The organism is Amycolatopsis sp. NPDC051061 (assembly GCF_040682935.1).
Classification (GTDB): Bacteria; Actinomycetota; Actinomycetes; order Mycobacteriales; family Pseudonocardiaceae; genus Amycolatopsis.
Genome location: NZ_JBFBBZ010000029.1, coordinates 15,044 through 40,614, shown reverse-complemented (window position 1 = coordinate 40,614; position 25,571 = coordinate 15,044). Strand labels below are relative to the sequence as shown.

General features: G+C 71.9%; 24 protein-coding genes and 1 pseudogene. 8 read left to right on the top strand and 17 right to left on the bottom strand.

Annotation, left to right across the window (positions count from 1 at the left end; genetic code table 11):
* Positions 1 to 67: 67 nt before the first annotated feature.
* Positions 68 to 2,803, top strand: a complete 2,736-nt coding sequence (locus AB0N03_RS33035; protein ID WP_364379861.1) for an FAD-binding and (Fe-S)-binding domain-containing protein — start codon at positions 68 to 70, stop codon at positions 2,801 to 2,803.
* Here AB0N03_RS33035 and AB0N03_RS33030 read toward each other — a convergent pair whose 3' ends face one another.
* The 4 genes from AB0N03_RS33030 to AB0N03_RS33015 are packed head-to-tail and all read right to left on the bottom strand — an operon-like array spanning position 2,804 to position 5,330.
* Complete coding sequence (locus AB0N03_RS33030) at positions 2,804 to 3,376, bottom strand: TetR family transcriptional regulator (RefSeq protein ID WP_364379858.1); 573 nt, start codon at positions 3,374 to 3,376, stop codon at positions 2,804 to 2,806. It lies immediately after the preceding gene.
* A 33-nt stretch (positions 3,377 to 3,409) separates the two neighbouring features.
* A complete protein-coding gene (locus AB0N03_RS33025; RefSeq protein ID WP_364379855.1) occupies positions 3,410 to 3,604 on the bottom strand; it encodes a ferredoxin in 195 nt (64 codons plus the stop codon).
* 5 nt (positions 3,605 to 3,609) lie between these two features.
* Entirely contained in the window at positions 3,610 to 4,824 is a 1,215-nt protein-coding gene (locus AB0N03_RS33020; protein WP_364379853.1) for a cytochrome P450, read from the bottom strand.
* The gene (locus AB0N03_RS33015; protein ID WP_364379850.1) at positions 4,821 to 5,330 is read right to left on the bottom strand and encodes a PadR family transcriptional regulator; all 510 of its coding nucleotides are present in this window, start codon (positions 5,328 to 5,330) and stop codon (positions 4,821 to 4,823) included. Before AB0N03_RS33015 ends, AB0N03_RS33020 begins: the two co-directional genes overlap by 4 nt.
* Before the next feature lie 116 nt (positions 5,331 to 5,446).
* Here AB0N03_RS33015 and AB0N03_RS33010 point away from each other — a divergent pair, with 116 nt between their 5' ends.
* Both AB0N03_RS33010 and AB0N03_RS33005 read left to right on the top strand, forming a co-directional pair.
* Complete coding sequence (locus AB0N03_RS33010) at positions 5,447 to 6,637, top strand: cytochrome P450 (protein ID WP_364379847.1); 1,191 nt, start codon at positions 5,447 to 5,449, stop codon at positions 6,635 to 6,637.
* Between the two features lie 14 nt (positions 6,638 to 6,651).
* Positions 6,652 to 6,867 carry a ferredoxin gene (locus AB0N03_RS33005; protein WP_285475693.1) on the top strand — a complete coding sequence of 72 codons (216 nt, stop codon included), beginning with the start codon at positions 6,652 to 6,654 and terminating at the stop codon, positions 6,865 to 6,867.
* Positions 6,868 to 6,871: 4 nt separating this feature from the next.
* Here AB0N03_RS33005 and mtnA read toward each other — a convergent pair whose 3' ends face one another.
* Together mtnA and AB0N03_RS32995 are read right to left on the bottom strand one after the other, a co-directional pair.
* Positions 6,872 to 7,837 carry an S-methyl-5-thioribose-1-phosphate isomerase gene (gene mtnA / locus AB0N03_RS33000; RefSeq protein ID WP_364379843.1) on the bottom strand — a complete coding sequence of 322 codons (966 nt, stop codon included), beginning with the start codon at positions 7,835 to 7,837 and terminating at the stop codon, positions 6,872 to 6,874.
* Between the two features lie 129 nt (positions 7,838 to 7,966).
* On the bottom strand, positions 7,967 to 8,761 hold the full coding sequence (locus AB0N03_RS32995) for a PIG-L family deacetylase (protein ID WP_364379840.1): 795 nt from the start codon (positions 8,759 to 8,761) through the stop codon (positions 7,967 to 7,969).
* 78 nt (positions 8,762 to 8,839) lie between these two features.
* Between AB0N03_RS32995 and AB0N03_RS32990 the strand changes: the two are divergent.
* Positions 8,840 to 9,031, top strand: a pseudogene (locus AB0N03_RS32990) (DUF664 domain-containing protein); the annotation flags it as partial.
* Here the strand turns inward: AB0N03_RS32990 and AB0N03_RS32985 are convergent.
* A complete protein-coding gene (locus tag AB0N03_RS32985) occupies positions 9,028 to 9,819 on the bottom strand; it encodes a DNA-formamidopyrimidine glycosylase family protein (RefSeq protein WP_364379837.1) in 792 nt (263 codons plus the stop codon). The pseudogene AB0N03_RS32990 and the gene AB0N03_RS32985 sit on opposite strands and share 4 nt — an antisense overlap.
* 54 nt (positions 9,820 to 9,873) lie before the next feature.
* A complete protein-coding gene (locus AB0N03_RS32980; protein WP_364379834.1) occupies positions 9,874 to 10,779 on the bottom strand; it encodes a hypothetical protein in 906 nt (301 codons plus the stop codon).
* Between the two features lie 371 nt (positions 10,780 to 11,150).
* On the opposite strand from AB0N03_RS32980, the gene AB0N03_RS32975 reads away from it, so the two are divergent.
* Entirely contained in the window at positions 11,151 to 11,789 is a 639-nt protein-coding gene (locus AB0N03_RS32975) for a hypothetical protein (RefSeq protein ID WP_364379831.1), read from the top strand.
* An 87-nt stretch (positions 11,790 to 11,876) separates the two neighbouring features.
* Here the strand turns inward: AB0N03_RS32975 and AB0N03_RS32970 are convergent, their stop codons facing one another.
* The gene (locus AB0N03_RS32970) at positions 11,877 to 13,031 is read right to left on the bottom strand and encodes an MFS transporter (RefSeq protein WP_364379828.1); all 1,155 of its coding nucleotides are present in this window, start codon (positions 13,029 to 13,031) and stop codon (positions 11,877 to 11,879) included.
* Between the two features lie 47 nt (positions 13,032 to 13,078).
* On the opposite strand from AB0N03_RS32970, the gene AB0N03_RS32965 reads away from it, so the two are divergent.
* The gene (locus tag AB0N03_RS32965) at positions 13,079 to 14,491 is read left to right on the top strand and encodes a PLP-dependent aminotransferase family protein (protein ID WP_364379825.1); all 1,413 of its coding nucleotides are present in this window, start codon (positions 13,079 to 13,081) and stop codon (positions 14,489 to 14,491) included.
* Here the strand turns inward: AB0N03_RS32965 and AB0N03_RS32960 are convergent.
* From AB0N03_RS32960 to AB0N03_RS32945, 4 genes are all read right to left on the bottom strand, one after another.
* Positions 14,477 to 15,103, bottom strand: coding sequence for a glyoxalase (locus tag AB0N03_RS32960; RefSeq protein WP_364379822.1), 627 nt, complete (start codon positions 15,101 to 15,103; stop codon positions 14,477 to 14,479). The genes AB0N03_RS32965 and AB0N03_RS32960 overlap by 15 nt on opposite strands.
* A gap of 65 nt (positions 15,104 to 15,168) precedes the next feature.
* The gene (locus AB0N03_RS32955; RefSeq protein WP_364379819.1) at positions 15,169 to 15,630 is read right to left on the bottom strand and encodes a phage tail protein; all 462 of its coding nucleotides are present in this window, start codon (positions 15,628 to 15,630) and stop codon (positions 15,169 to 15,171) included.
* A gap of 76 nt (positions 15,631 to 15,706) precedes the next feature.
* Positions 15,707 to 16,369 (bottom strand): dienelactone hydrolase family protein, encoded by a 663-nt coding sequence (locus AB0N03_RS32950; RefSeq protein ID WP_364379816.1) that lies wholly within the window; start codon positions 16,367 to 16,369, stop codon positions 15,707 to 15,709.
* Positions 16,366 to 17,160 carry an arginase family protein gene (locus tag AB0N03_RS32945; RefSeq protein ID WP_364379814.1) on the bottom strand — a complete coding sequence of 265 codons (795 nt, stop codon included), beginning with the start codon at positions 17,158 to 17,160 and terminating at the stop codon, positions 16,366 to 16,368. Before AB0N03_RS32945 ends, AB0N03_RS32950 begins: the two co-directional genes overlap by 4 nt.
* 130 nt (positions 17,161 to 17,290) lie before the next feature.
* Between AB0N03_RS32945 and AB0N03_RS32940 the strand changes: the two genes are divergently transcribed.
* Positions 17,291 to 18,643: a TrpB-like pyridoxal phosphate-dependent enzyme gene (locus AB0N03_RS32940; protein WP_364379811.1), complete on the top strand. Its 1,353-nt coding sequence runs from the start codon at positions 17,291 to 17,293 to the stop codon at positions 18,641 to 18,643.
* A gap of 62 nt (positions 18,644 to 18,705) precedes the next feature.
* On the opposite strand, the gene AB0N03_RS32935 is transcribed toward AB0N03_RS32940, so the two are convergent.
* Positions 18,706 to 19,980: a diguanylate cyclase gene (locus AB0N03_RS32935; RefSeq protein WP_364379808.1), complete on the bottom strand. Its 1,275-nt coding sequence runs from the start codon at positions 19,978 to 19,980 to the stop codon at positions 18,706 to 18,708.
* A gap of 209 nt (positions 19,981 to 20,189) precedes the next feature.
* Here AB0N03_RS32935 and AB0N03_RS32930 point away from each other — a divergent pair, with 209 nt between their 5' ends.
* A complete protein-coding gene (locus tag AB0N03_RS32930; RefSeq protein WP_364379805.1) occupies positions 20,190 to 20,447 on the top strand; it encodes a hypothetical protein in 258 nt (85 codons plus the stop codon).
* 30 nt (positions 20,448 to 20,477) lie between these two features.
* On the opposite strand, the gene AB0N03_RS32925 is transcribed toward AB0N03_RS32930, so the two are convergent.
* The 3 genes from AB0N03_RS32925 to araD all read right to left on the bottom strand — a co-directional run bounded on the left by AB0N03_RS32925 (position 20,478) and on the right by araD (position 25,478).
* Positions 20,478 to 21,677 carry an MFS transporter gene (locus AB0N03_RS32925; RefSeq protein ID WP_364379802.1) on the bottom strand — a complete coding sequence of 400 codons (1,200 nt, stop codon included), beginning with the start codon at positions 21,675 to 21,677 and terminating at the stop codon, positions 20,478 to 20,480.
* A 43-nt stretch (positions 21,678 to 21,720) separates the two neighbouring features.
* Complete coding sequence (locus tag AB0N03_RS32920; RefSeq protein WP_364379799.1) at positions 21,721 to 23,517, bottom strand: VanW family protein; 1,797 nt, start codon at positions 23,515 to 23,517, stop codon at positions 21,721 to 21,723.
* 248 nt (positions 23,518 to 23,765) lie between these two features.
* On the bottom strand, positions 23,766 to 25,478 hold the full coding sequence (gene araD / locus AB0N03_RS32915; protein WP_364379796.1) for an L-arabinonate dehydratase: 1,713 nt from the start codon (positions 25,476 to 25,478) through the stop codon (positions 23,766 to 23,768).
* Positions 25,479 to 25,571 lie beyond the last annotated feature (93 nt).

Here is a 25,571-nt window from a genome sequence, read left to right as displayed (position 1 = left end):
CGGAATGTGGTTTCGGACATACCCGGCTGGAGAGGTACGGACGCCCGCCGTCGACTTGAATGGGGGCGTGGAGATCCTCACCGACGCCGCCACGCTCGCGCTGTACACGACGGACGCGTCCAACTACCGCCACGTGCCCCGGGGTGTGGTGCTGCCGGAGTCCGTCGACGACGTCGTCGCCGCGGTCGCCGAGGCGCGCGCCCGTGACCTGCCGGTGATCGCGCGCGGCGGCGGCACGAGCGTCGCCGGCAACGCGTGCGGGCCCGGGCTGGTCATCGACACCTCGCGCCACGTCGGCGGCGTGCTCTCGCTCGACCCCGCGACGCGGCTCGCGCGGGTGCTGCCCGGCACGGTGCTCGACGACCTGCAGGCGGTCGCCGCGCCGCACGGGCTGCGGTTCGGGCCGGACCCGTCGACGCACAGCCGCTGCACGCTCGGCGGGATGATCGGCAACAACGCGTGCGGCTCGCACTCGGTGGCGTGGGGGCGCACGGTCGACGTCGTCCGCTCGTTGGACGTGCTGCTCTACGACGGCACGCGGCTTCGGGTCGGGCGGGACGAGCCGGCCGAGGGCCGGATCTTCGACGAGCTGCGCGCGCTCGTGCGGGACAACCTGGCGTTGCTGCGCAAGGAACTTTCGACGTGGCCGCGGCGCGTGTCCGGCTACGGGCTCGAACACCTGTTGCCGGAAAACGGCTTCGACGTCGCGAAGGCGCTCGTCGGCTCGGAGGGCACCTGCGTCACGGTGCTCGAAGCGACGGTCGAGCTGGCCGAGCTGCCTCCGCGGCGGGTTCTCGCGGTACTGGGTTTTCCGTCCGACATCGCCGCGGCCGACGCTGTGCCGTCGATCCTGCCGTGGTCGCCGCTGACCGTCGAGGGCGTCGACGCCGAGCTCGTCGCGATGCTGCCGGGCCGCGCGGGCGACCTGCCGCCGGGCGGGGCCTGGCTGTTCGTCGAATTGGCCGGGGACGATCCGGCTTCGCGGGCCCGAGCGCTGGCGGCGTCGCTGGAGCTCACGGGGTTCGCGATCGTGGACGACCCGGCCGCGCAACGCGGGCTGTGGCGCATCCGCGAGGAAGGGGCGGGCCTCGCGACCCGGCTCGCGGACGGTTCGGAGGCCTGGCCGGGCTGGGAGGACGCGGCCGTCCCGCCCGAGCGGCTCGGCGCGTACCTGCGCGAGTTCAAGGAACTCATGCGCGCGCACGGGCGGCGCAGCGTCGTCTACGGCCACTACGGCGAAGGCTGCCTGCACATGCGGCTCGACTTCGACCTGCTGTCCTCTTCCGGCGTCGCGGACTTCCGCCGGTTCGTGGAAGAAGCAGCGGACCTCGTCGCGTCGCACGGCGGTTCGCTGTCCGGCGAGCACGGCGACGGCCAGGCGCGGTCCGAGCTGCTGTCCCGGATGTACAGCCCGGAGATGATGGACCTCTTCGGACGGTTCAAGGCCATCTTCGATCCGGCCGGGCGGATGAACCCCGGCATCCTCCTCGCGCCGCGGCCGGTCGACGCCGATTTGCGGGTGCGCCCGGCGCCATCGTCCATCGAGGATGCTGTTTTTCTCGGCTATCCCGAGGACCGCGGGAGTTTCGGGCAGGCGATGCGGCGTTGCGTCGGGGTGGGGAAGTGCCGCAACACCAGCGGCGGCGGCGTGATGTGCCCGAGCTACCGGGCCACTCGCGAGGAGCAGCACTCGACGCGCGGGCGCGCGCACCTGCTGGCCGAGATGATCAACGGCGAGGTGATCACGGACGGCTGGCGATCGCCGGAAGTGCGCGACGCCCTGGACTTGTGCTTGTCCTGCAAGGGATGTCTGTCCGACTGCCCGGTGGACGTCGACATGGCGACGTACAAGGCGGAGTTCCTGCACCAGCACTACCGCCGGCGGCTGCGGCCGGCGTCGCACTACTCGATGGGCTGGCTGCCGCTGTGGCTGCGGCTCAGTGCCCGGGCGCCTCGGCTCGCCAACTTCGTCGGCCGGTCCCGGATGGCCGGCCTGGTGAAACGGCTGGGCGGGATCGCCCCGGAACGTGCGCTGCCGTCGTTCGCTCCGTCGCCGTTCACGTCCTCGCGGGCGGATCTGCGGCGCCGGGCTTCAGGTGAGCGTCGCGTGGTCCTGTGGCCGGATTCGTTCAACAACTACCTGACGCCTTCAGTGCTCGAGGCCGCCCACGAGGTGCTGACCGCGGCGGGCTACGACGTCGTCCTGCCGGACCGCGGAGTCTGTTGTGGACTGACGTGGGTATCGACGGGCCAGCTCGGCGTCGCGCGCCGCGTCCTGAACCGGACGCTGGACGTGCTGACGCCTTATCTCGAAGAGGGTTACGAGGTGGCCGGGCTGGAACCGAGCTGCACGGCGCTGTTCCGCGGCGACCTGCCGGCGCTTCTGCCGGGCGACTCGCGCGCCTCGCTCTTGGCTTCGCGGACCTTCACGTTCGCGGAACTCCTCGAACGGGCGCCGATCCCGTTCGCGGCCCTGGACGTCGACGCGATCACGCAGGTGCACTGCCACCAGCACGCGGTCCTCGGTTTCGGCGCGGACGAGTCGGCGCTCGCGGCGGCCGGGGTGCGCAACACGACGCTGGACTCGGGATGTTGTGGCCTGGCGGGCAACTTCGGCTTCGAGCGTGGGCACTACGAGGTGTCGAAGGCGGTCGCGGAGGACCGGATGCTGCCGGCGATCCGCGCGACGTCACCCGAGACGCTGGTGGTGTCGGACGGCTTCAGCTGCCGTACGCAGATCGCCCAGGAGTCGGGACGGACACCGGTGCACCTGGCGGAGCTCCTGCGTCGCGCGTTGCCGTGACTATTCGGCGCGCTCCAGCAGCGTCCTGGTCGCGGTGAGGACGAGCCGGCAGATGTCGTCGGGGTCGGCGCCGGCCAGCGGTTCCTTGCCGGAAACCTCGCGGACCAGCGCGATGCCCATGAGCCAGGCGAGGGCGAGATCGGCGCGCAGCCCGGCGTCCGGCTCGTCGGTCAGCGTGGCCAGCACCCGGGCGTACTCCTCGCCGATCTCTTGCCGGATCGCGGCCGCGGCGCCGTCGCTGCCCGACGAGCGCAGGTACGCCTCCAGCGTCCGGTTCCGCGGGCCCTCGGGGGCCAGCATGCTGCGCAGGGACGCGCTGAAGAGCCGTTCGGGCGGGGTGGTGGCCAGCTGCTCACGCCCGTCGCGGGCCAGCACCGCCTCGAAGAGCGCGTCCTTGCTGCCGAAGTAGCGGAACAGCAGCGCCTGGTTGACCCCCGCCTGACCGGCGATGTCGCGCACGGTCGTCCGGTCGAAGCCGCGCTCGGCGAACAGCTTCGCGGCGGCGTCCAGCAATGCCCGCTGCGTCGCGGCCGAGTCCCGGCGCCGGCCGGCCTGTTCCGGCTGTGTTGCCATCCGAGCAGGCTAACCGGCAAACCGGACGCGGCCCTACCCGGTGAGCCGGATCGCGGCGGCCGGGCAGGTCAGCTCCGCCTGCCGGACCGCCTCCTCCTCGCCGTCGGCCGGCTCGTCGGCGAGGAGGACGACGGTGCCGAGCTCCTCGTCCTGGTCGAACGTTCCCGGCGCGAGCAGGACGCACTGTCCGGACGAGACGCAGGCGTCGGTGTCCGCGGTGATCTTCACCGGGCTCACCACCGCACCGGGACCCGGTCGACCCCGCCGGCGACGCGGTTGACGCGGACCGGGATCTCGTCGATCCCGGCCGCCAGCCGCAGGCCGGGGAACCGCGAGAACAGCTTGGGGAAGACCGTCCGCAGCTCGGTGCGCGCGAGGTTGGCGCCGATGCAGACGTGGGCGCCGGTGCCGAAGGCGAGGTGGACGTTCGGCGTGCGGGCCGGGTCGAACTCGTCCGGGTCCTCGAACACCGACGCGTCGCGGTTGGCCGCGTCGCTGGAGATGAGCACGGCGTCGCCGCGCATGATCCGGGTCCCGGCGACCTCGACGTCCTCGTGGGCGTAGCGCAGCAGGCCGGTGCCGCTGGTCGCCGTCAGCCGCAGGATCTCCTCGATCGTCTGGTTCACCTCGCCCTCGGGATCGGCGGCGAAGCGGTCGCGGCGGGCGGTGTCGCTGAGCAGGAACAGCGTGCCCATCGCGATCCGGGTCGACGTCGTCTCGTGGCCGGCGAACAGCAGGCCGGCGCCCATGCGGGCGAGGTCGTCGTCGGTGAACGTCGGATCGTCGGCCTGGACCGCGACCATGTCGGAGATGACGTCCGGCTGCGGGTCCGCGCGCTTCGCGTCGGCCAGCTTCGTCATGTAGGCCTTGAACTCGGTCATGGCCGCCTGCGCGTCCGCACCGCCGTCCATCATCGCGATCCGCTCGGACAGGCCGCGGAACTTCTCGCGGTCGGCGTAGGGCACGCCGAGCAGCTCGCAGATCACCAGCACCGGCAAGGGGAACGCGAGGAAGTCGGTCAGGTCGACCGGCTCGCCCGGGTGGGCGTCGTGGGCCGCCTGCAAGTCGTCCAGGCACCGGTCGGTCAGCTCGGCGATCCGGTCGCCGAGGGCACGCATCCGCGGCGCGGAGAACGCGGGCGCGAGCATCCGGCGCATCCGCTTGTGCTCGGCTTCCTCGGTCTCGAAGTCGCCGCTCGGACCGTCCTGGATCGCGGCGTTCGAAATCCGCGAAGCCTGCTCCGGCGCGGGGTGCGAACGGCCGAAGCGCTTGTCGCGGAAGATCTCCTTGGCCTCTTCGTACGACGTCACCAGCCACGCCGGGTCGCCGGCCGGTGTGAGCACCCGGCTGATCGGGGCCTGCCGGCGGAGCGCTTCGTAGTCCGGCGCGATGGCGAGCGCGTTCGCCCGGGCGAAGGGGAGGCGAGGCGTCTCTTCGGTGGTGGTCATGCGTCTCTCCTCAGTTCGGTTTCGAGGTCGGCGAGCCAGCGCAGCTCGGCGTCGAACTTCCTGATGACGTGGTGCAGCGCGGCGCGGCTCCACGGGTCGGCCTGCCCGGCGGCGAGCCCGGTGACCCGGGCCTGTTCGGCGAGGAGCGCCCGTTTGCGGACGTCGAGCACGCGGGCGCGCTCGACGCGGCTCAGCCGGCCGAAGTTCCCGACTCTGGCCAGGAACTCCGGTTCGTTGAGCGCGAGCTCGCCGGGGAAGTCCGCGAGCATGTCGGTCAGCAGCTCCTGCCCGACATCGGTGATCGTGTAGACGTGCCGCGGCGGTTTGGTCTCCTGCTCCTCCGCGCTGCGGCTCACCGCGCCGGCGTCGACGAAGCGCCGCAGCGTCGGGTAGAGCGAGTTGTTCGACAGGGTGTGGCCCGTCGACGCCTCCACGGCCTTGCGCAGTTCGTAGCCGTGCATCGGCTCGCGGGCCAGCTTCGACAGCAGCAAGATCTCGATCCACACCTAGGTCACCGTAACCTACTATTCAGTGACCTGGCAATGGCGGACCGTGACAGGCGGTTAGAAACTGTGTAGCGTTGTAAGCAGTCGCTTACAATCGGACACACGGGGGTTTCCGCATGACAGTCGCCCGCACCGAGCCGCTCTCGTACCCCTTCAACGAGGAGGCGGGACTCGACCTCAACGAGGCCTACGCGGCCGCGCGCGAAGCCGAGGGCATGGTCCGGGTCAAGATGACGTACGGGGAGCCGGCGTGGCTGGCCACCCGCTACGCCGACGCCCGGCTGGTGCTCGGCGACCGGCGGTTCTCGCGGGCGATGGAGAAGGAGAAGGACGCGCCACGCCGCTCGCCGATGCAGCGTGACGGCGGCATCCTGCAGATGGATCCGCCGGACCACACGCGGCTGCGGACGCTGGTGGCGAAGGCCTTCACCATGCGGCGCGTCGAGCTGCTGCGCCCACGCGTCGTTTCCCTGGCGGCCGGGCTGATCGCGGACCTGAAAGCCGCCGGCCCGCCCGCCGACCTCGTCGGCCGCTACGCGTTGCCCATCCCGGTCGCGGTGATCTGCGAGCTGCTCGGCGTCCCGGTCGCCGACCGGCCCAAGTTCCGCGTCTGGAGCGACGCCGCGCTGTCCACCAGCGGCCTGACGCCCGAGGAGTTCGAGCGCAACCGCGAAGAGCTGCGCGACTACATGCGCGGGCTGATCGCGGAGCACCGGTCGCGGCCCCAGGACGACCTGATGACGGCGCTGATCGAGGCGCGCGACACCCGCGACCGGCTGACCGAACTGGAGCTGGTCGACCTGTGCGTCGGCATCCTCGTCGCCGGGCACGAGACCACCGCGAGCCAGATCCCCAACTTCGTCTACGCGCTGCTCGACCAGCCCGGGCAGTGGGAGCGGCTGTGCGCCGACCCGGACCTGATCCCGGCCGCCGTCGAGGAGCTGCTGCGGTTCGTGCCGCTGGGCGCCGGCGCCGGGTTCGCGCGCTACGCCACCGAAGACGTCGAGGTCGGCGGCGTGCTCGTGCGCGCGGGGGAGCCGGTGCTGGTCGCCATCGGCGCGGCCAACCGCGACCGGCTGCAGTTCGACGACGCGGAGGGCCTGCGGTTCGACCGCGAGGACCAGCACCACCTCGGCTTCGGCCACGGCGTCCACCACTGCCTGGGCGCGCCGCTGGCCCGGCTCGAGCTGCAGGAGGCGCTGCGCGCGTTGGTCACCGAGCTGCCGGGGCTGCACCTGGCCGGCGATATCGTGTGGAAGACGCAGATGCTCGTCCGCGGACCGCGGTCGATGCCGATCGGCTGGTGACACGGAAGGTGACCATGAGCTGGCACGTGGAAGTCGACGAACACACCTGCATCGGATCGGGGATGTGCGCCGCGCTGATGCCCGAGGTGTTCGTCCTCGACGGCGCGGTGGCGCAGACGGTCGTTTCGGACGTGGACGGCGACGAGACGGTGCTCGACGCGGCGGACTCGTGCCCGGCGATGGCGATCACGGTGACCGACGGCGGCCGCGAGATCGGCCCGCGTCCCTAGCTCCTCAGGGCTCGAAGCGGCCGTGCTCGGTGACCACGGCCGTGACGAGCTCGTGCGGTGTCACGTCGAACGCGGGGTTGAAGACCCGCGCGTCCGGCGGGGTGACCGGCACCCCCGCGTATTCGGTGAGCTCGCGGGCAGCACGTTCCTCGATGGCGATGCCCGCGCCGTCGGCGAGCGTCCTGTCCACTGTGGACGACGGCGCGACCACGATGAACGGCACGCCGTGGTGCTTCGCCGCGATCGCCAGGCCGTAGGTGCCGATCTTGTTGGCGACGTCGCCGTTCGCGGCGATCCGGTCGGCGCCGACGAGCACGCAGTCGACCATCCCGCGCGCCATCGCGGCGGCGGCGGCCGAATCGGGTTGGACGCGGTAGGGGACCTTCGCCTGCGCGAGCTCCCACGCCGTCAGCCGGGCGCCTTGGAGGAGCGGACGCGTCTCGTCGACGAGGACTTCTTCGACGAGCCCGCGTTCGTGCAGGTGCCAGACGACGCCGAGGGCGCTGCCCCAGCCGACGGTCGCGAGGTGCCCGGCGTTGCAGTGGCTGAGCAGCCGCAACGGCCGGCGCGGGCATTCGGCGAGCACGATCTCGGCGGCGTGCTTCGAGGCGGTCTTGTTGAGCTCTTCGTCTTCGGCGAGCAGGGCCAGCGCTTCTTCGAGGACGGCTTGGGTGCCCTGGGGGAGCTTCTTCATCGCGCGCTCGACGCCCCAGGCGAGGTTGACGGCGGTGGGGCGCGCGGCGGCGATCAGTTCGGCGTCGGCTTCGACGTTTTCGCCGGCCCGGGCGGCGAGGGCGACCCCGAGGGCCCCGGCGGCGCCGAGAGCGGGCGCCCCGCGGACGGCGAGGCGCTGGATGGCGTCGACGAGCTCACCGACGGTGCGCAGGTGCAGCAGCCGGTACTCGGCGGGCAGGGCGGTCTGGTCGATGATGACGATGGCGCCGTCGGCCCAGTCGATGGTCCTGCGCACGTGTCCTCCCTGGGTTTTCGCTTGCGCGCCCGGTGATGATGCGGGCCAGCTGGTGGAGCTGGACGTGACCGCGGCGCTCGACTGACGACGCCCGTGGGAGGTCGGCCAGCCGAGCACGCTGCCCGGCCCCTACAGTCCGGCCATCAGGTCCGTCTCCGTGATCCCCGGCCCCTGCCCGACCCGGATGAACCACTCCGTCCCGAAAGCGAACGCGAACGCGTCATCCGGCATCGCCAGCATGAACATGTCCTCGCTGATCTGGCTGGGGTGGGCGCGCATCGCCGCGCGTTTCACCCCCACGTACTTCGCCACGTCGACCGCCGCCGTGATCTCGGCCTCCGGTTTGCCGAACTCGACGTTCTCCGGCGGGGTGGGCGCCGCCTCCGGGGGCATCAGCCCCTGCTCCACCGCCGCTTCGAAGCCGCGCTGCATGAACTCGCGGTTGAACGTCGCCTGGAACACGCGCGGCGTGCCCGCCAGCTCCGCCGCGCGGATGCCGACCCGGTGCACCTGGATGTGGTCCGGGTGGCCGTAGTCGCCGTTGTCGTCGTAGACCGTCAGGACGTCCGCCGACTCCTCGCGCAGGATCGCCGCCAGCTGCTCGGCCGCCTTTTCGACGTCCGCCCGCCAGAAACACCCCGGGTCGTCGTTCGTGGACTCGCCCATCATCCCGGAGTCGCGGTAGCCGAGGAACTCGACGCGCTCCACCCCGAGGATCTCCGCGGCCGCGTGCGACTCCCGCACGCGCCGCTCCCACAGTTGTTCGCCCTCGGCGAGAAAGCCCTCAGGGACCTCGCCGACCTCGCCGCGGGTGGCGACGACGAGCACGACGCGGTGCCCCTCCGCGACGGCCTTGGCCATCACCCCGGCGGTGCGCAGGCATTCGTCGTCCGGGTGGGCGTGGAAGGTGACCAGTGTTGCCATGTCTCCGACGCTACCGAACGGCACCGACAAAATCCGCCCGCCAAGGTGCGCTGCTGCCCGTCAGGGTCCGCGGTCGTGGCCGACGAGATCTTCGCCGCGACGCCCTCGTCGGCCGTGCCGGTGCCGCGTCACCCCACGCCGCTCGCGGATGACATCGCCGACCTGCGCGGGGTGATCCCGCACGTGATCGAGGAGACGGCCCGGCACGCCGGGCACCTCGACGTCGTCCGCGAGCTGATCGACGGCCGCACCGGGCTCGGGCCGCGCTAACCCTGTTCCTTCGCGCACCACCAGGTCGACCGGCCGCCGACGGTGCCGTGCGCCATCTCCGCGCCGCAGCGGGGGCAGTGGTCGCCGGCGCGGCGGTGGCCGATGATCTCGCCCGTGTGGACGCCGCCGTGCCTGATCGCCGCGCGCAACGCCGTCCGGAGTGCCTTGTGGAGGTTCGTCAGGTCGTCGTCGCCCAGTTCGTTCACCGGGAGCGCCGGGCTCACCGCCGCCTGCCAGAGGGTTTCGTCGGCGAGCAGGTTCCCGATCCCGGCCAGCACGGACTGGTCCAGCAGCCGCGCCTTCACCGGCGCCCGGCCGCGGCCGACCCGCGAGCGGAAGTCCGCGCGCGACACCTCGCCGGCGTCCGGGCCGAGCGCGTCGAGGTCGGGGTCGAGCCGCACCCGGCTGAGCCGGCGCGTGTCGAACAGCCGCAGCCGTTCGCCGTCGGCGAAGGTGATCCCGAACCGGAACCACTCGGGCTTTTCCTCCCGGTCACGAGACCGCCCGGGCGGTCCGCTCCGGTCGCCGAACCGCAGCTGCCCGGCCATCCCGAGGTGCAGGCCGAGGTTCGGGCCCGGCCGCCCGTCGCCGTTTTCCGTTTCGCACCAGAGCGTCTTGCCCCGCCGGTGCGCCTCGGTGAGCCGCCCGCCCCGCAACGCGGCGGCGAGGTCCCCGGGCGCGTGCGGGCGGCAGACCCAGTCGTCGTGGTCGTCGACGTCCCGGATCTTCCGGCCGAGCGCCTCGGCGAGGACCTGGCGGGCGAGCTCCACTTCGGGCAGTTCCGGCACGCCGACCAGTCTGCCGACTCCGGCGCCGGAGCGCCGATCAGGACCGGGGGCCCGTCACTCCGGCCGCATCCACTCGTAGAGCCGGCGCCCGGGATTGGTGAGGTTCGGCGGGGCCACCATCCCGTTGAGGACGAGCGCCCGCGCGACGAACCCGAAGTGCAGGTTGGCGCCGACCGTGCGGTGCAGGTACGCCTGGTTCGCCGGCCCGAGCACCGGATCGGTCAGGCACTGGGCGGCGGCCAGGGTGCCCCGGGCGTACATGCCCGCGCAGATCGTGATGGTGCGCCGCGGGTCGACGGGGTTCAGGCCGCGGAAGAACAGGATCACGTCCTCGTGGAGGATGCGCGACCCGTAGTCGTCGCCGAGGACCGGGCTGAACCGCTGCGTCCGTTCCCCGTCGGCGACTTCGAGGCCGAGCCAATCCGTTTCCGGGATGCGCGGTGACATCTTCACGGGCAGGCGCAGGGTGGAGAACATGTCGCGGGTCAGCATGTTGAAGTCCGACCCGCCGATCACCACCAGGTGGCTTGAGTAGTCCGTGGGCTGCAGATCGCTCGTCGTCGCGAATTTCACCTCGTGCTCGGGGTTCAGGGCACGAATGTGGCCGAACAGGTGGACCAGTGTGTCGGGGTCGGTGTAGGTCAAAAGATCCACGTAGTCGGGGTCCCGCGGATCGCTCGCCGAGAAATTGTTGACCATCGATTCCGGGATCCGGCCACAGGTGATCATCACCGGCTCGCCGGGCGGGAACCGCCAGATGTCCCGCACCTCTGCGGGCGGCGGATCGGCGACGACGTCGGCGGTTTCCGCCGGCCGGCCGCCGACGGCCCGTTCCCAGGCGCCCGCCCACGCCGCCCTGTCTTCTTTGGGCACGCCGAGTGCGTCGAGCAGGGCCAGGAGCAGTTCGCGTCGCGGCCGGCGCCGACCGGCCAAGACACCGGCGACCGTGGAGCGGGGCAATGCGGGTCCGCGTTTCTCGCCGGCCCGCTCGATCTCGCGCAGTGACGGATTCCCGGCACGCACTTGGCATTGCCGGAGCAAAGCGGCCAAGTGGGCGAGCGTCCTGACCCCGGACGGGTCAATGTCACCGAATGGTCCGGGTCGGGAGGAAGGCATCTTGGCATCGTGTCCCACGTCGGCCGGTTGTGTCCCACATTGTCTCACTCTTTTGCGGTGTGGGCGGGCAGCCGGAACAGGGGCACAACGGGGACCTCGGCGTCTTCGGTGTCCCGGGGGCGAGTTCGTCTTCGTGTGTCCGCGGATGTGGTGCCGGACGGACTCGCGACTGTTCAATCGTCTTCAGGAACATCGGCCTCGTCGGGGAGGTGCGCATGCTTCACGAAGGTCAGCTCGTCTACGGACTCGTTGTCGCGGTGGACGTCGAAGGATTCTCGCGAATGGGGATCCTCGACCAGGCCGCGATCCTCATCCGGCTGAAAGAGGTGCTCGACCGGGCCGCCGAACGGACCGGGCTCGTTCGCGACGAATGGCTCCGGCAACCGCGGGGGGACGGCGAGCTGGCGGTGCTGCCCGCCGATTCCGACGTTTCCCGCGTCGTCGCCGATTTCACCCACGAGGTCGTGGAAGAACTCGGGCGGGGCAGCCGGCCGCGGCTGCGGCTGCGGCTTTCGATGCACCACGGGGCGCTGACCGCGGGGGTCTTCGGCCCGATCGGGGACGCCCTCATCGTCGCTTGCCGGTTGCTCGACGCGGAATCCGCGCGCGAAACGCTGGCCCGGCACACCGCCGAAGACGTCGTGGTCGTCGTATCGGAGCGCTTGTACGAAGACATCGTCGCCACGCGGTTCCGCGGTCTCCGGCCCGATCGGTTCCGGCCGGTGACCGAACGGGTGAAGGGCCGGACGTACCGCGGGTACATCTGCGTGGGCAGCCCCAAGTCCGCGGAGCCGGTCCCGGCCGACGCGGTCCCGGTCGGTCACGGCACCGTGATCGAGCTGCCGAACTTGTGACGAGCACGGGCGCCGGAGCGCCGATCACCAGTCGACCGCTGGAAGGCGGCCGCCGCGTCGTGGGGGGACCGCCGCGGCGGCCGCCGGTCAGGGGCGGCGGTCGCGGCGGACCAGCGCGAGCGCCGGGACGATCACCACGGCCGCCAGAGCGAACGTCACCGGGTAGCCCAGCGAGCCGATGAGCAGGCCCGCGCCGAGCGCGCCCGCGGCCATGCCGAGGTCGTACGCCGCGTTCCAGATCGCGCTCACCGCGCTCTCGCCGCCGGCCGGCACGCGGGCGTACATCAGCGTGAGCGTCGCGTTCTGCAGCGCGCCGAACCCGGCGCCGAGCACGACCGCCCCGCCGATCACCAGCGCCGGCGTGCTCGTGAACGCGATGGCCGCCATCCCGGCGGCGGAGAGCACCACGCCCGGCACCAGCAGGAGACCCGGGCCGTGGCGGTCGCCGACCCGGCCGGCGACCCAGCGGGCCGCGGTGGCCGCCGCGGGCTGGGCGAGCAACGCGCTCGCGGCGACCCAGGCCGGCTGGTCCGAAGCGGCGAGCGGGAGGAAGGTCACCAGGACGCCGATCGCGGCGGCCGCCACCGCGAAGATCGTCGCCGGGCGGGTCAGCACGGGGTTGCGCAGGCCCGCCAGCACGCCGTGGCCGCCGTCTTCCTTCGGCGTCGCGTCGTAGCGCGGCAGGCCGGGCACCGACACCAGCGCGAGCAGGGTGGCCACCGCCGTCGCCACGAACACCGGGGTGAAGCCCCAGTGCGCCGCGGCCCACACGCCGGCCGGCAGCGCCAGCAGGCCCGGGATCCCGCCGACGATCCCGACGAGCGCGAGGCCCTCGCCGCGCCGGTCCGCCGGGATCAGCAAGGCGGTGACCGCCCCACCGGCGACCACGGCGATCGCGAACCCGATCCCGCGCACCACGCTGACCCCGATGATCACCCAGACGTTCGAGCTGACCGTGAGCAGCAGCGTCGGCGCGCCGAGCAGCACCAGCCCGGTGGCCAGCGCCCACCGGTAGCCGACCCGGGCGACCAGCCGCGGCGTCACCAGTTCGGCGGCCACGGTGGCGAGCAGCAGCGCGACCGTCGCCAGGCCGGCGCCGCTGTCGGACCCCGCCTGCCTCGCGAACAGCGGCACCACCGAAAGCGGCAGGTAGAAGCCGATCGACGACCCGAAGATCGAGACGAAGCGCACGAGCAGGGCACGGGATACCAGCCTCGGCCGGATTTGCAGGTCAGCGGTCATGACAAGAACGTTAGAAGCGAACCGGGTCACCGGTAAGGTCCAGTTCCATGGCTGTGGAGTGGGCCGGTTTGGGTCCGGAGCTGTTGTTCACGATCGACCGCGACAGCGGCGCGGGCCTCCGTTCGCAGCTGGAAGACCAGTTGCGCGACGCGATCCGCGGCGGCCGCCTGGCGGGTGGGGAGCGGCTGCCGTCGTCGCGCGAACTCGGCCGCGCCCTCGGCCTGTCGCGGGGGCTCGTGCAGGACTGCTACGCCCAGCTGCAGGCCGAGGGCTACCTGACCAGCCGCCCGGGATCGGCGACGCGCGTGGCGTCGGTCGCCCGGCCGGCCGCGCCACCGCGGCCCAGCCCGCCGGAGCGGCCCCGGCACGAGGTCGCCGACTTCCGCCACGGCGTCCCCGACCTGCGCCTCGCCCCGCGCGAGGACTGGGCGTGGGCCGTGCGCGAGGTCTGCCGCACCGCGCCGAACAGCGCGTTCGACTACGGCGACCCGAGCGGCGACCGGCGGCTGCGGGAGGTGCTGGCGGCGTACCTGCGGCGGGTGCGGGCGGTCGCGGCGACGGCCGACCAGGTCGTCGTCTGCAGTGGGATGGCCCAGGCACTCGGGCTGCTGCTGCGCGCGCTCGCCGCCGACGGCGTCGGGACCATCGCCGTCGAGGACCCCGGCATCGTCCGGTCGACGACCGAGCAGGCGCACGCCGCCGGCCTGACCGCCGTGCCGGTCCCGGTCGACGAGGACGGCGTCGACGTCGCCGCGCTCGAACGCAGCGGCGCGCGGGCCGTGCTCGTGACCCCGGCCCACCAGTGGCCCACCGGCGTGGTGCTCGCCGGGCACCGCCGTCAGGAGCTGATCGAGTGGGCGCGGCGGCACGACGGCGTCGTCATCGAGGACGACTACGACGCGGAGTTCCGCTACGACCGCGATCCGGTCGGCTCGTTGCAGGGCCTCGACCCCGACCGCGTCGTGTCCCTCGGCACGGTCAGCAAGTCGCTGGCGCCGGCGTTGCGCCTGGGCTGGCTGGTCGCGCCGGGGCGGCTGCTCGCCGCGTTGGCGCGCGGCAAGCACGTCACCGACCGCGGGAGCCCGGGCCTCGACCAGCTCGCGCTGGCCCTGCTCATCGAATCCGGGCGCTACGACCGGCACCTGCGCCGCGCCCGCGCCGAGTACGCGGCCCGGCGCGAAACGCTCATCGCGGCGCTGGCCGCCCACGCGCCCGGCCTGCGCGTCACCGGACTGGCGGCCGGGTTCCACGCGATCCTGCACCTGCCCCCGGGCGCCGACGAGGAACAGGTGATCGCCCGGGCGGGTGAACGGGGAGTGGGGCTCTACGGCCTCGCCCGGATGCACAGCACGCCGTCCGCGACGGCCCCGCGGCTCGTCCTGGGGTTCGGCGACACACCGCAACGTTCGATCGAAGCGGGGATCGCCGCCGTCGCGGACCTCTTGTCAGGCGTCGAGTGACTGGGTCGTGGCGACTTCCCAGGCGAACCCGTCCGGGTCGGTGAACGGTGCGGCGGCGTTGACGGCGATCCGGTGCGCACCGGTGCCTTCGGGAGCGACGCCGGCGTCCTTGGCGAGGGCCTTGCGCCGGTACAGCGCGAGCTTGACGGGGTTCGAGCCGGCGTCGAACTCGACGTACACGCGGCCGAACGCCTTCCCGACGGTGAAGCCGTGTTCGGTGTAGAACTTCTTGCTGGCGGCAATGTCCTGGACGCCGAGCAGCAGCACGACGGCGTCGAACGCGCGAGTCGCGGGACCGGTGTTCTTCTTCGCGGACGTGGCGACCTTCCAGATGGCACCGTCGGGCGCCTGGACGACGCCGCCGTAGCCCCACATGGACTTCGCGGCCGGCTTGAGCGTGGTGGCCCCGGCCTCGACGGCGCTGCCGAGGAGCGAGTCGACGTCGGCGGGCTGGGCCACGGTGAGGGAGAGGGTGTAGCCGCGGAAGCCGGTGGAGGGCTGCTGCGCCTCGCGGAAGCGGAGCTGGGTGGTGAGGCCGAAGGCGGCGGCGTAGAAGCGCTGGGCGGCCGCGGCGTCGGCGACCTCGAGGGTGATGGAGTCGATGTTCGTCATGCCGGTAACGCTAGGTCCGGGGCCGTGACCGGCGCTTCTCGATTCCTGATCGGTTGGGCCGGGGCTCAGTACTCGTTCTTGATGACGAAGTAGGAGCCGCGGATGGTGCCGGCCAGCTTCGACTTCTGGCGGGCGAACTTGAACGCCCCGAGCTCCTCGGGGACGTCCATCCCGTCGGAGAGCTTGAACCCGACCGCCCGTTTCCCGCCGTCCTCGATCGTGTACATCACGTTGATCGACAGGCCGCTCTCGTAGAACACGTACGCCATCCGGATGCCCTCGACCTCGAACTCGGTCGCTTCGAGCGGGGGCGACGCGATGACGATGCCGCGTTCCTCCTCGAGGATCCGGCTGACCCGGTCGACGGTCGAAGCGGCGTCGCTTGCGGGCTCCGTCGTGAAGACGTGGTCGTACTTGTTCTTGAAGTACCGGGCCTCGTTCGCCCGCAGACCGGCGAGGGCGTCGGCGACCGGCGACGACTCCAGCCCGGCGGTCGACAAGGTCGCGAAATCCACGGCGTGGGGCATGGCGGGTTCCTCCAAGGTCAGCGAATGCGCTGGTGACGAAGGTAGACGACGTGGGCGCCCACCGCACGGGACGCTTTTACGCCGGCAGAGTCCGACGCAGGAAGCCGGTCGTCGACGCCCAGGCTCGCGCGGCCGCCTCGGGGTGGTGGAACATCGGGGCCACGTTGTTGTGGAACGCGTGCCCGGCCTCCTCCTGGACGTGGATCTCCGCACCCGCGTGGGCCGCCACGGCGGACTCGACCACCGCGACGTCCGCGCGCGGGATGTACGGGTCCTGCCCGCCGAAGTGGAACTGGATCGGGCACGTGATCTTCGCCAGGTCCGCGATCTGCCCCGCCACCGCCGAGCCGTAGAACGACACCGCCACGTCCGGGTCGCCCGCGGCCGCCGCCGCGAACGCCAGCGACCCGCCCAGGCAGAACCCCAGAACTCCCACGCCACCGGAAACGGCGGGCTGCGCACGGAGGTGGGCCATCGTCGCGAGGACGTCCGCCAGCCCCAGCGCCGGGTCGAAAGTGGACGCCACCTCCATCGACGCCGCCACTCCCGCCTCGTCGTGGGTGGACGACCAGCCGGGCGCCGTCCGCCGGAACAGCTCCGGGATCGCCACCACGTAACCCGAGGAAGCCAGGTCCGCCGCCACCGAGCGCAGGTAGTCGTCCAGGCCGAAGATCTCCTGGATCAGCACCAGGCCCGGACCGTGACCGGACCCGGGCAGCCAGACGGGGAGGTCGGTCATCGCAAAGACCTTTCCAGGATGCCGGCGACCAGCTCGGCCTGGCGGCCGTCCGGGTCGAGATCGGGATCGAACATCGTCAGCTCGAAGCCGGCCACGCCCGGCAAGGCGAGCAGGCGTCGCAGCAGCGAAACCAGCGTATCGGGGTCGAGCCCGCCGGGGTCGGGACTGTCCACTGCGGACACGTAAGCCGGGTCGAGGACGTCGATGTCCACGTGGATCCGGCAACCGTCCAGGCCGGCGAACGCGGAGGACGGCAACGGCTCGGACGCCATCAGGCGTTCCGAAGTGACGAAGGGGATTCCCGCGGCGCGCAGGTGGGACGACTCGGCCGTCCGCACGCCGAGCACCAGCACGTCGCTGTCGCGGACGTACGGTCGCAGCCCGTCGATGTCGGCGAGGTCGCCGGCGCCGCGGCCGGTCATGATCGCCAGGTCCTCGCCCGCCGCCGCGCCGACGTGGTCGGCGATGCCCGGGTGGTGGAAGTCGTCGTGACCGTCCAGGTACGCGATGCCGTACCGGCCGGACCGGCGCAGCGCGAGCATCGCGCCCAGCGAAATCGAGCAGTCGCCGCCCAGGACCACCGGGAAGCCGCCCGACGACCGGATCGACGCCACCCGCGCCGCCGGCGCGCGCGTGGAGGAGGCGATGGCCGCCGAGTTGCGGACGCCGTCGCCCGGCGACCACGTGCCCACGTACCGGCCCGGCGTCACGACACCGCCGTCGGACGCACCCAGGCGGTCCAGGATGCTGAGGTCGCGCAGCACACCGGGCGTCTTGTAGCAGCCGGGCACCGCACCCCGGCCGGCGGCCGCAAGCCGAGGTTGGACGGCGCGTCGAGCAGGACGTGATTCCCCACCCGGTCACCGTACTGGCTCCGCGGCCGGAGGCGTCCTAAGTTGAGGTGCCGACCAAGGAGGCGCGATGGCTGAACAGACCAAGTACGTCCTGGACGAAGCCGATCTCCCCACCCAGTGGTACAACGTCATCCCCGACCTGCCCGAGCCGCCACCGCCGCCGCTGCACCCCGGCACCCGCGAGCCCGTCGGCCCGGACGACCTGGCCCCGCTCTTCCCGCAGGCGCTCATCGCCCAGGAAGTGACGACTGATCGCTATGTCGACATCCCGGAGGAGGTCCGGGAGGTCTACCGGCTCTGGCGGCCGTCGCCGCTGTACCGGGCGCGCCGGCTGGAGAAGGCGCTCGGCACTCCGGCGCGGATCTACTACAAGTACGAAGGCGTCAGCCCGGTCGGCTCGCACAAGCCGAACACCGCTGTGCCGCAGGCGTTCTACAACGCGCAGGAGGGCGTCACCCGGCTGACCACCGAGACCGGCGCCGGCCAGTGGGGGAGCGCGCTCGCGTTCGCCTGCGCCCAGTACGGGCTCGAGTGCGAGGTCTGGCAGGTGCGGGCGTCCTACGACCAGAAGCCCTACCGCAAGCTGATGATGGAGACGTTCGGCGCGACCGTGCACCCGAGCCCGTCCGAGCTGACCGAGTCCGGCCGGGCGATCCTCAAGCAGCACCCGGACTCGCCCGGCAGCCTCGGCATCGCGATCAGCGAGGCCGTCGAGCAGGCGGCGCAGGACCCGGACACGCGGTACGCGCTGGGCAGCGTGCTCAACCACGTGCTGCTGCACCAGACGATCATCGGCGAAGAGGCGTTGAAGCAGTTCGAGCTGGCCGGCGACACCCCGGACGTGCTGGTCGGCTGCACCGGCGGCGGTTCGAACTTCGGCGGGCTCGCGTTCCCGTTCCTGCGCGAGAAGCTGGCCGGCCGGATGGACCCGGTGATCCGCGCGGTCGAGCCGGCCGCGTGTCCCTCGCTGACGCGCGGCAAGTACGCCTACGACTTCGGCGACACCGCCGGGCTGACGCCGTTGCTCAAGATGCACACGCTCGGCCACGACTTCATCCCGGACCCGATCCACGCGGGCGGCCTGCGCTACCACGGGATGTCGCCGCTGATCTCGCACATCTACGAGCTGGGCCTGATCGAAGCGATCGCGATCGGGCAGCAGGAGTGCTTCGCCGCGGGCGTGCGGTTCGCGCGTTCGGAAGGGATCATCCCGGCGCCGGAGCCGACGCACGCCCTCGCCGCCTGCATCCAGGAAGCGTTGCGGTGCAAGGAAACGGGCGAGGAGAAGGTGATCCTCACGGCCCTCTGCGGCCACGCACACCTGGACCTCCCGGCCTACGGCGCTTACCTGGCCGGCGACATGGTGGACAACGAGCTGTCGGCAGCCACGCTCGACGCCTCCCTCGCCACCCTGCCCTGAAGTTCGTGAAGGCCACCTTGAGGAACTTGTACTTCCTGAAGGTGGCCTTCACGGACCTTGGGCTAGTGGGCGTCGGGGATTTCGGGGCGGATGAGTTCCGTGTGGGGGCCCGCCAGGACGACGCGGTCGCGCCCGGCCGCCTTCGCCGCGAACACCGCGTCGTCCGCTGCCTGTAGGAGGATCGTGTAATCGGTGGCTGTTTCGGGGTAGACCGCCGCGCCGATCGAGGCCGTCAAGCCGTCGATCACCTCGGGCTTGCCCGGGCGGATCACCGGGACCGGCACCTCGATCCGGGCGATCGCCGCGCGGATGCGGTCCGCGATGGACACGATCTCCGCGCTCGTCGCGCCCGGGAGCAGCACCACGAACTCGTCGCCGCCGAACCGGCCGACGTAGTCGCCGCCGCGCACCGAACTCTGGATCGCCGCCGCGATCGCCCGCAGGACCTCGTCGCCCGCCAGGTGGCCGTTGCCGTCGTCGATGGCCTTGAAGTGGTCGAGGTCGATCATCAGCACACCCGCCGTCGACGACAGCTGCGCGGCGCGGGCCAGCTCGTTGCGCGCCAGCTGGACCCAGAACTCCGGGGCGAGCAGCGCGGTCTTCGAGTCCGTGCGCGCGGCCGCCTGGAACTGCGGCAGCAGCAGGCCGATGTGCAGCGCCACCGGCGTCACCATGAGGACCGGCAGCAGCCACGGCCGGACCGTCATCACCAGCGCGATGCCGCAGCCGACGCCGACCGCGGCCAGCACGATCAGGACGTCCGACGGGTTGCCGAACGCCTGCCGCGGCGGCTTGCCCGGGTTGCTCAGCACGATCGCGAGGATCACCAGCACGTAGTTGAGTCCGAAGTAGACGATCCCGGACAGCAGCAGCGCGGTCATCCCGCCGAACCCGTCCAGGTACGGCACGTACGGCGCCAGGTGCCCGGTGCCGGCGGACAGCACGGCGCCCGCGGCGAAACAGGCGAGGATGACGGTCGCCCCGGAAAACACTTTCCGGTGAATCACGCCGCGTCGTTTGTACACGCGAACCCAGGAATGGGCGTAGCTGACGACGATGACGAGCGTGGCCAGCGGCGGCGGCAGCAGGAGCAGCCCGGCGAAGATCCAGATCGACTGCAGGTGCATGTGCGGCCGGCCGTCGGCGGCGAGCTCGCGGATGCGCTCGATGCGTTGCGCCGCTTCGAGGTGCACGATCTCGCCGGCCAGGATCAGGCCGCACCAGAGCAACGACTGGGTCGTGACCGCCACGAGCGCGCTCGTGGCGAGGACCGCGACCAGCGCCAGTGCGTCGACGACGAGGACGTAGCCGAACACGGGAGTGTCCAGCCTCCACATCGCCCACGTACGGATACCTGATCGTGGACGTTCTGAGCTGGGCTTGCGCCCTGGGGACCCGGACAATCCCACGAAACGCCCTTCTTTTCAGGACGGAACTCGCTCGCGAAAAACGTCAATGTAATCGAATGAACGCGGTGTGTCACTAGGCTGGTCGGGCTACCGTCCGGTCACGCACCGTGCAAAATCCCATCCGAACAGGAGAAATCATGGCGCACTTCCTGCCCAACGCCACCATCGTCCCGTCCCGCCGGCGCGCGCAGCGGCCGACCGACTGGACGCGGCAGCTCCCCACCGACTGGACCCGCGCGATCCCGACCGACTGGACCCCGCGGCAGCTGCCGACCGACTGGACCGCGCGCGAACTGCCCACCGACTGGACCGTCCGCGAGCTGCCCACCGATTGGGCCCGCCCCGGCGTCTCGTCACCGCTGCCGCAGTGCCCCACCGACTGGACGCGGTCCTGACCGGTTCCCGGTGACCGGCACTCGTGCCGGTCACCGGGGTTCCGGTTGCGCACGTCGCCACAACGTCGCCGCGCCGAGGGCGGCCACCACACCGATCGCCCCGGCCCCGGCGACGACCCCGTGCGGCGCCGCGCGTTCGGCCGCGAGCCCGGCCAGCACCACACCCAGCCCTTGCGACACCCGCAACGCGGTGAGCGCGAACCCGAACGCCTGCGCGCGCTGGGCGTCCGGGGTCAGCTGGACGAACGTCGTGTTGGCGATGAGGTTGTACGAACTGGCCACTCCGGACAGCGTCAGCAGCGCCAAAGTGGCCCCGAGGTCCGGCCGCAAAGCGCACCCCAGCAGGGCCGCGCACGCCAGCACGGCCAGCGGCCCGAGCAGCCGTCCGCGCCGGTCGGTGGGAATCCGCGACAGCGCCGCCATCCCGATGACGTTGCCGAGCGCGTACGCCCCGAGCAGCAGTCCGACGACCACCGCGCCGCCGCCGAGTTCCGCCGCGTACGGCGCCGCGATCGCCTCGCCCGCGATGTAGATCCCCGACACGCACCCCAGCGCGACCAGCGCGAGCCGGCGCCGGTCGCCGACCACCACCGTGAACCCGGCCCGCACGTGCTGCCACCAGCGGACGCCCGAGGACTCCCGCGGTGGCCAGGACCGGACCCCGGTGACCAGGAACACCGCTGACACCGCGAAGCTCGCCGCGTCCGCGAGCAGGGCGCCGCCGGTGCCGATGGCCGCGACCAGGAGCCCGCCGAGGGCGAACCCGGCCACCTGGCCCGCCTGCACCAGCATCATCAGCAGGCCCATCCCGGGCACGAACGTCTCGCCCGGCAGCACCTGCGGCAGCAGCGCCGCGCGCGCGGAGTTCCACACCGGGTTGAAGAGCTGGACGGCGATCAGCAGGGCGGCCACCGCCGGCAGGGGGAGACCCGGCCACGCCATCACGGCGACCGCCAGCGCGCGCAGGACGTCGGAGGTGACCATCACCGCGCGCGGCGGGTGCCGGTCGGCCAGCCCGGACAGGAGCGGCCCGCCCACGAGGTCCGGCAGGAACGTCAGCGCGTACGTCAGCGCCGCCCAGCCCGGCGAGTTCGTCCGGTCGTAGACCAGGATCGACAGCGCGACCCGGGCCAGCTGGTCACCGGTGACCGAGACGAGCTGGGCGGAGAACAGCGCCCGGAACTCGGCCACCGCGAGGACGTCCCGGAACCCGACCGCACGCGCCGTCATGGGCACCCACGGTACCTCCGCGGACGCGCTGCGTGAACGGCCGTTAGGAGGGGTCGCAGGTGATTTTCGGCTGCGGGTTGTAGCGGACGTTGCGGGTCGAGCGGCTGACCTCGCGCCCGGAGGAGGCGTCCTTGAGCACGCGCGTGTCGCTCGTGGTGAAGCCCGGCGCGCCGTTGGAGGCGTGGCAGTTCTCCGCCGGGCCCGGCTTGGTCGGCGGGTCGGTCGGGTTGGACCGGCCGCCCGGGATCGACTCGACGGTGTAGCGCTTGGTGCCCCACAGCTTCACGGTGATCGACGACGGCGTCCAGATCGTCTGGATCGCGATGCCGGACGGCGAGTCGTTCGTGAACTTGATGTCGATGACGCTGGCGCCGTTGGGGTTCTGGAACACCGTCGCCTCGCGCGCGGCGGGGTAGCGGCTGATGTAGTAGCTGTGCTCCTTGTGCCCCGCGTCCTTCATGCCCGAGAAGTACGACGCGTTGTACAGCGTCGTCGCGAACTGCGAGATGCCGCCGCCGACCTCGCGCGCCGGGGCGCCGTTCTCGATCACGCCGGCCTCGACGTAACCCTGCGGCTTGCCGCGCGGGCCGGTGAACCCGTTGAGGCTGAAGGTTTCCCCGGGCTTGACGATGGCGCCGTTCACCTTCTGCGCGACGACGCGGATGTTCGTGCCGGAGTCGGCCGCGAAGCCGCCGGTGGTGAACTCGCCGACGACCTCCTTGACGCCCAGCTGGTTCGCCTGCTCGGTCGTCACCTTGGCCGGGGCGTCCTTGTAGACCGCGGCCACCTCGCGGCCGTCGGTCTTCTTGAGGACGTCGGGCAGCGGCTTGAGGCTCGGGTCCCAGTCGATGGTCCGGCCGTCGGTGGACGGGTCGACCGTGGGCTTGCCGCCCTCGAAGACGATGCTCGCCTCCTTGCCCTCCTTCTCGGTGGACTTCAGCTGCGGCCCGGCGGCCTCGGCGATCTTGCCGTTGTCGATCTTCGGCGTCAGGCCGCCGCCATCGGCCGGCTCGAAGGTCAGCGCGGCGGCGATCGCGGCCGGCTTCACGGTGGCGTTCTTGCCGTCGCCCTTGACCACCAACGGCCCCGAGACGGCGGGGCGCGCGAACTGCTCCAGCGCGGCCTGGACGCCTTCGGCCGTGGTGCGGACCGGCGTGCCGGTGACCGGCAGCGCCAGGGTCTCCCCGCGCGCCCACTTCTCGACGACGGCGGCCTTCGCGGCCTCGACGTCGAGCTTCTGCCCGGGCTTCGGCGCGACGGCGACCGGGTTCGTGCCCTCGAACTTCACGGTGCCTTCGGCCGGTTCACGGTCGACCTGGCCGCGGAGGCTGTCGAGGGCGGCGGCGAGCTTGGTGTCGTCGGCGTGGCTGACGACACCGACCTCGCGGCTGGAGAACAGCGACGCCAGGCGCGTGAACGGGTTCAGCGGCTGCTCGCCGGCCTGGTCGAGGGTCTGCGCCCAGTCGAGCTTCAGCCCGGCGATGGTCGGCGAGAGCGAACCCTGGACGTCGCCGGCGGTCACGGCGAGGGGGCGCGTCAGCCGCGGCTCGATCTGCCCGCGCAGCTCCTGCTCGGCGGCGTCGCGGTCCATCCCGCCGACGTCGACCCCGGCGACGGTCACGCCGCGCGGGACGCTGCCCTGGCTGACCAGCAGGTCGATGCCGTAGATCGCGACGAGCACGGCGAAGGCGCCGCCGGCGATCAGGCCGGTCTTGCGCAGGTCGATCCGCTGGAGGAGCTTCTTGGCGGGCGAGGGGGCCGGGTCCGGTTCGGGCCGGACGACCGGCAGGACGTCCGTCTGCTCACCGTGTGACTCGGGCCAGCGCGGTTCGTACGGCAACTCTCCACCCCTTCAACGCGGCGCCGGATCGCGCCCGTGACGGGCTCAGCGTACGGGGCACCCGGACAAGCCGTACGACTCGCCCTAACGGGGGATGAACCGGTCACGGAACGGCCAACCGGGACACCTCGGCGAGCGTCGGCCTCCGGCCAGAGCGCCCCAATGTGGCCTTCGGTGCGTTCAACGCACCCAAGGGCCCCTTCGGTGCGTTGAACGCAACCAAGGCCACATTGGGGCGCTCGGGACCCTCAGCGGGCGTCGGGTTCGGGGTTGTCGCCCGCGCGGGCGAGGAAGTCGAAGTCGCAGCCTTCGTCCGCCTGCGTGATGTGCTCGCTGTAGAGCGCGCCGTAACCGCGCTCGAACCTCGGCCCCGGCGCCACCCACTCCGAACGGCGCCGGGCAAGCTCCTCATCGGACACCTCGAGCCGCAGCACTCGCGAAGGGACGTCCAACGTGATCAGGTCGCCGTCCCGGACCAGGGCCAGCGGACCGCCCACGTGCGACTCCGGCGCCACGTGCAGCACGCACGCGCCGTAGCTCGTGCCGCTCATCCGCGCGTCGGAGATCCGGACCATGTCGCGAACCCCCGCGGCGAGGAGGTGTGAAGGGATCGGCAGCATCCCGTACTCGGGCATCCCCGGCCCCCCGAGCGGCCCGGAACCACGCAGCACCAGCACCGAATCCGCCGTGATCGAGGGGTCCTCGATCCGCTTCTTGAGGTCGCCGTGGTTCTCGAACACCACCGCCGGGCCGGTGTGCGTCAGCAGGTGCGGTTCGGCGGCGATGTGCTTGATCACCGCACCCGACGGCGCCAGGTTCCCGTGCAGCACGGCTACCCCGCCCTCGGTGGCCACCGGGTTGTCTCGCGTCCGGATGACGTCGTCGTTGTGCACGGACGCGGCCGCGAGGTCGGCGCCGAGCGTGCGGCCGGTGACGGTGGGCCGGTCGAGGTGCAGCAGGTCGGTCAGCCGTGACAGCAGCCCGGGCAGGCCGCCCGCGTAGTAGAAGTCCTCCATCAGCCAGTCGCCGCCCGGGCGGATGTTCGCCAGCACCGGCACGCGCCGCGCGAGCGCGTCGAAATCGCCCAGCGAGACCGGGATCCCGCTGCGCCCGGCCATCGCGATCAGGTGGATCACGGCGTTGGTCGACCCGCCGAGCGCCAGCACGGTGGTGATCGCGTCGGAGTACGCCCGCTTGTCCAGGACCTGCGTGATCGTCAGGTCCTCCCAGACCATGCCGACGATCCGCGCGCCGCTCGCCGCGGCCATCCGGTGGTGCGCCGAGTCGACGGCGGGGATCGACGCCGCACCCGGCAGCGTCATGCCGAGCACCTCGGCCGCCGACGTCATCGTCGACGCCGTCCCCATCGTCATGCAGTGCCCCGGCGACCGCGCGAGGCCGCGTTCCAGTTCGGACATTTCGGCGTCGCCGATCAGCCCGGCGCGCTTGTCGTCCCAGTACTTCCACATGTCGGTGCCGCTGCCCAGGACCTCGTTGCGCCAGTGCCCGCGCAGCATCGGCCCGGCCGGCACGAAGATCGCGGGCAGCCCGGCGCTCGCCGCACCCATCAGCAGCGCCGGCGTGGTCTTGTCGCAGCCGCCCATCAGGACGGCGCCGTCGATCGGGTAGGACCGCAGGATCTCCTCGGCCTCCATCGCGAGGAGGTTGCGGTAGAGCATCGGCGTCGGCTTCTGGTAGGTCTCCGAGAGCGTGGCCACCGGGAACTCGAGCGGGAAGCCGCCGGCCTGCCAGACGCCGCGCTTGACCTGCTCGGCGCGTTCGCGCAGGTGCATGTGGCAGGGGTTGATGTCCGACCACGTGTTGAGGATGCCGATGACCGGCTTGCCGAGGTGCTCTTCCGGGTTGTAGCCGAGCTGACGGCTGCGGGCGCGGTGGCTGAAGTCGCGCAGTTCGCCGCCGCCGAACCACCGGTGGCTGCGGAGCTCCTCGGGTGCCTTCATGCGATCCAGTATGGCATCTGATATATGATCTCGCGGGCCTGGTTGAATGGTCTTCGACACGAGACAACCGCGGCTTCGCCGCGGGCCGGGGGC

Excerpts from the sequence above, each read along its gene's own strand:
- AB0N03_RS33030 (WP_364379858.1), bottom strand. The coding sequence starts at position 3,376 with ATGGCAACACAGCCGGAACAGGCCGGCCGGCGCCGGGACTCGGCCGCG.
- AB0N03_RS33020 (WP_364379853.1), bottom strand. The coding sequence starts at position 4,824 with ATGACCACCACCGAAGAGACGCCTCGCCTCCCCTTCGCCCGGGCGAAC.
- AB0N03_RS33010 (WP_364379847.1), top strand. The coding sequence starts at position 5,447 with ATGACAGTCGCCCGCACCGAGCCGCTCTCGTACCCCTTCAACGAGGAG.
- AB0N03_RS33005 (WP_285475693.1), top strand. The coding sequence starts at position 6,652 with ATGAGCTGGCACGTGGAAGTCGACGAACACACCTGCATCGGATCGGGG.
- AB0N03_RS32995 (WP_364379840.1), bottom strand. The coding sequence starts at position 8,761 with ATGGCAACACTGGTCACCTTCCACGCCCACCCGGACGACGAATGCCTG.
- AB0N03_RS32975 (WP_364379831.1), top strand. The coding sequence starts at position 11,151 with ATGCTTCACGAAGGTCAGCTCGTCTACGGACTCGTTGTCGCGGTGGAC.
- AB0N03_RS32970 (WP_364379828.1), bottom strand. The coding sequence starts at position 13,031 with ATGACCGCTGACCTGCAAATCCGGCCGAGGCTGGTATCCCGTGCCCTG.
- AB0N03_RS32965 (WP_364379825.1), top strand. The coding sequence starts at position 13,079 with ATGGCTGTGGAGTGGGCCGGTTTGGGTCCGGAGCTGTTGTTCACGATC.
- AB0N03_RS32960 (WP_364379822.1), bottom strand. The coding sequence starts at position 15,103 with ATGACGAACATCGACTCCATCACCCTCGAGGTCGCCGACGCCGCGGCC.
- AB0N03_RS32955 (WP_364379819.1), bottom strand. The coding sequence starts at position 15,630 with ATGCCCCACGCCGTGGATTTCGCGACCTTGTCGACCGCCGGGCTGGAG.
- AB0N03_RS32950 (WP_364379816.1), bottom strand. The coding sequence starts at position 16,369 with ATGACCGACCTCCCCGTCTGGCTGCCCGGGTCCGGTCACGGTCCGGGC.
- AB0N03_RS32940 (WP_364379811.1), top strand. The coding sequence starts at position 17,291 with ATGGCTGAACAGACCAAGTACGTCCTGGACGAAGCCGATCTCCCCACC.
- AB0N03_RS32935 (WP_364379808.1), bottom strand. The coding sequence starts at position 19,980 with ATGTGGAGGCTGGACACTCCCGTGTTCGGCTACGTCCTCGTCGTCGAC.
- AB0N03_RS32930 (WP_364379805.1), top strand. The coding sequence starts at position 20,190 with ATGGCGCACTTCCTGCCCAACGCCACCATCGTCCCGTCCCGCCGGCGC.
- AB0N03_RS32925 (WP_364379802.1), bottom strand. The coding sequence starts at position 21,677 with ATGACGGCGCGTGCGGTCGGGTTCCGGGACGTCCTCGCGGTGGCCGAG.
- araD (WP_364379796.1), bottom strand. The coding sequence starts at position 25,478 with ATGAAGGCACCCGAGGAGCTCCGCAGCCACCGGTGGTTCGGCGGCGGC.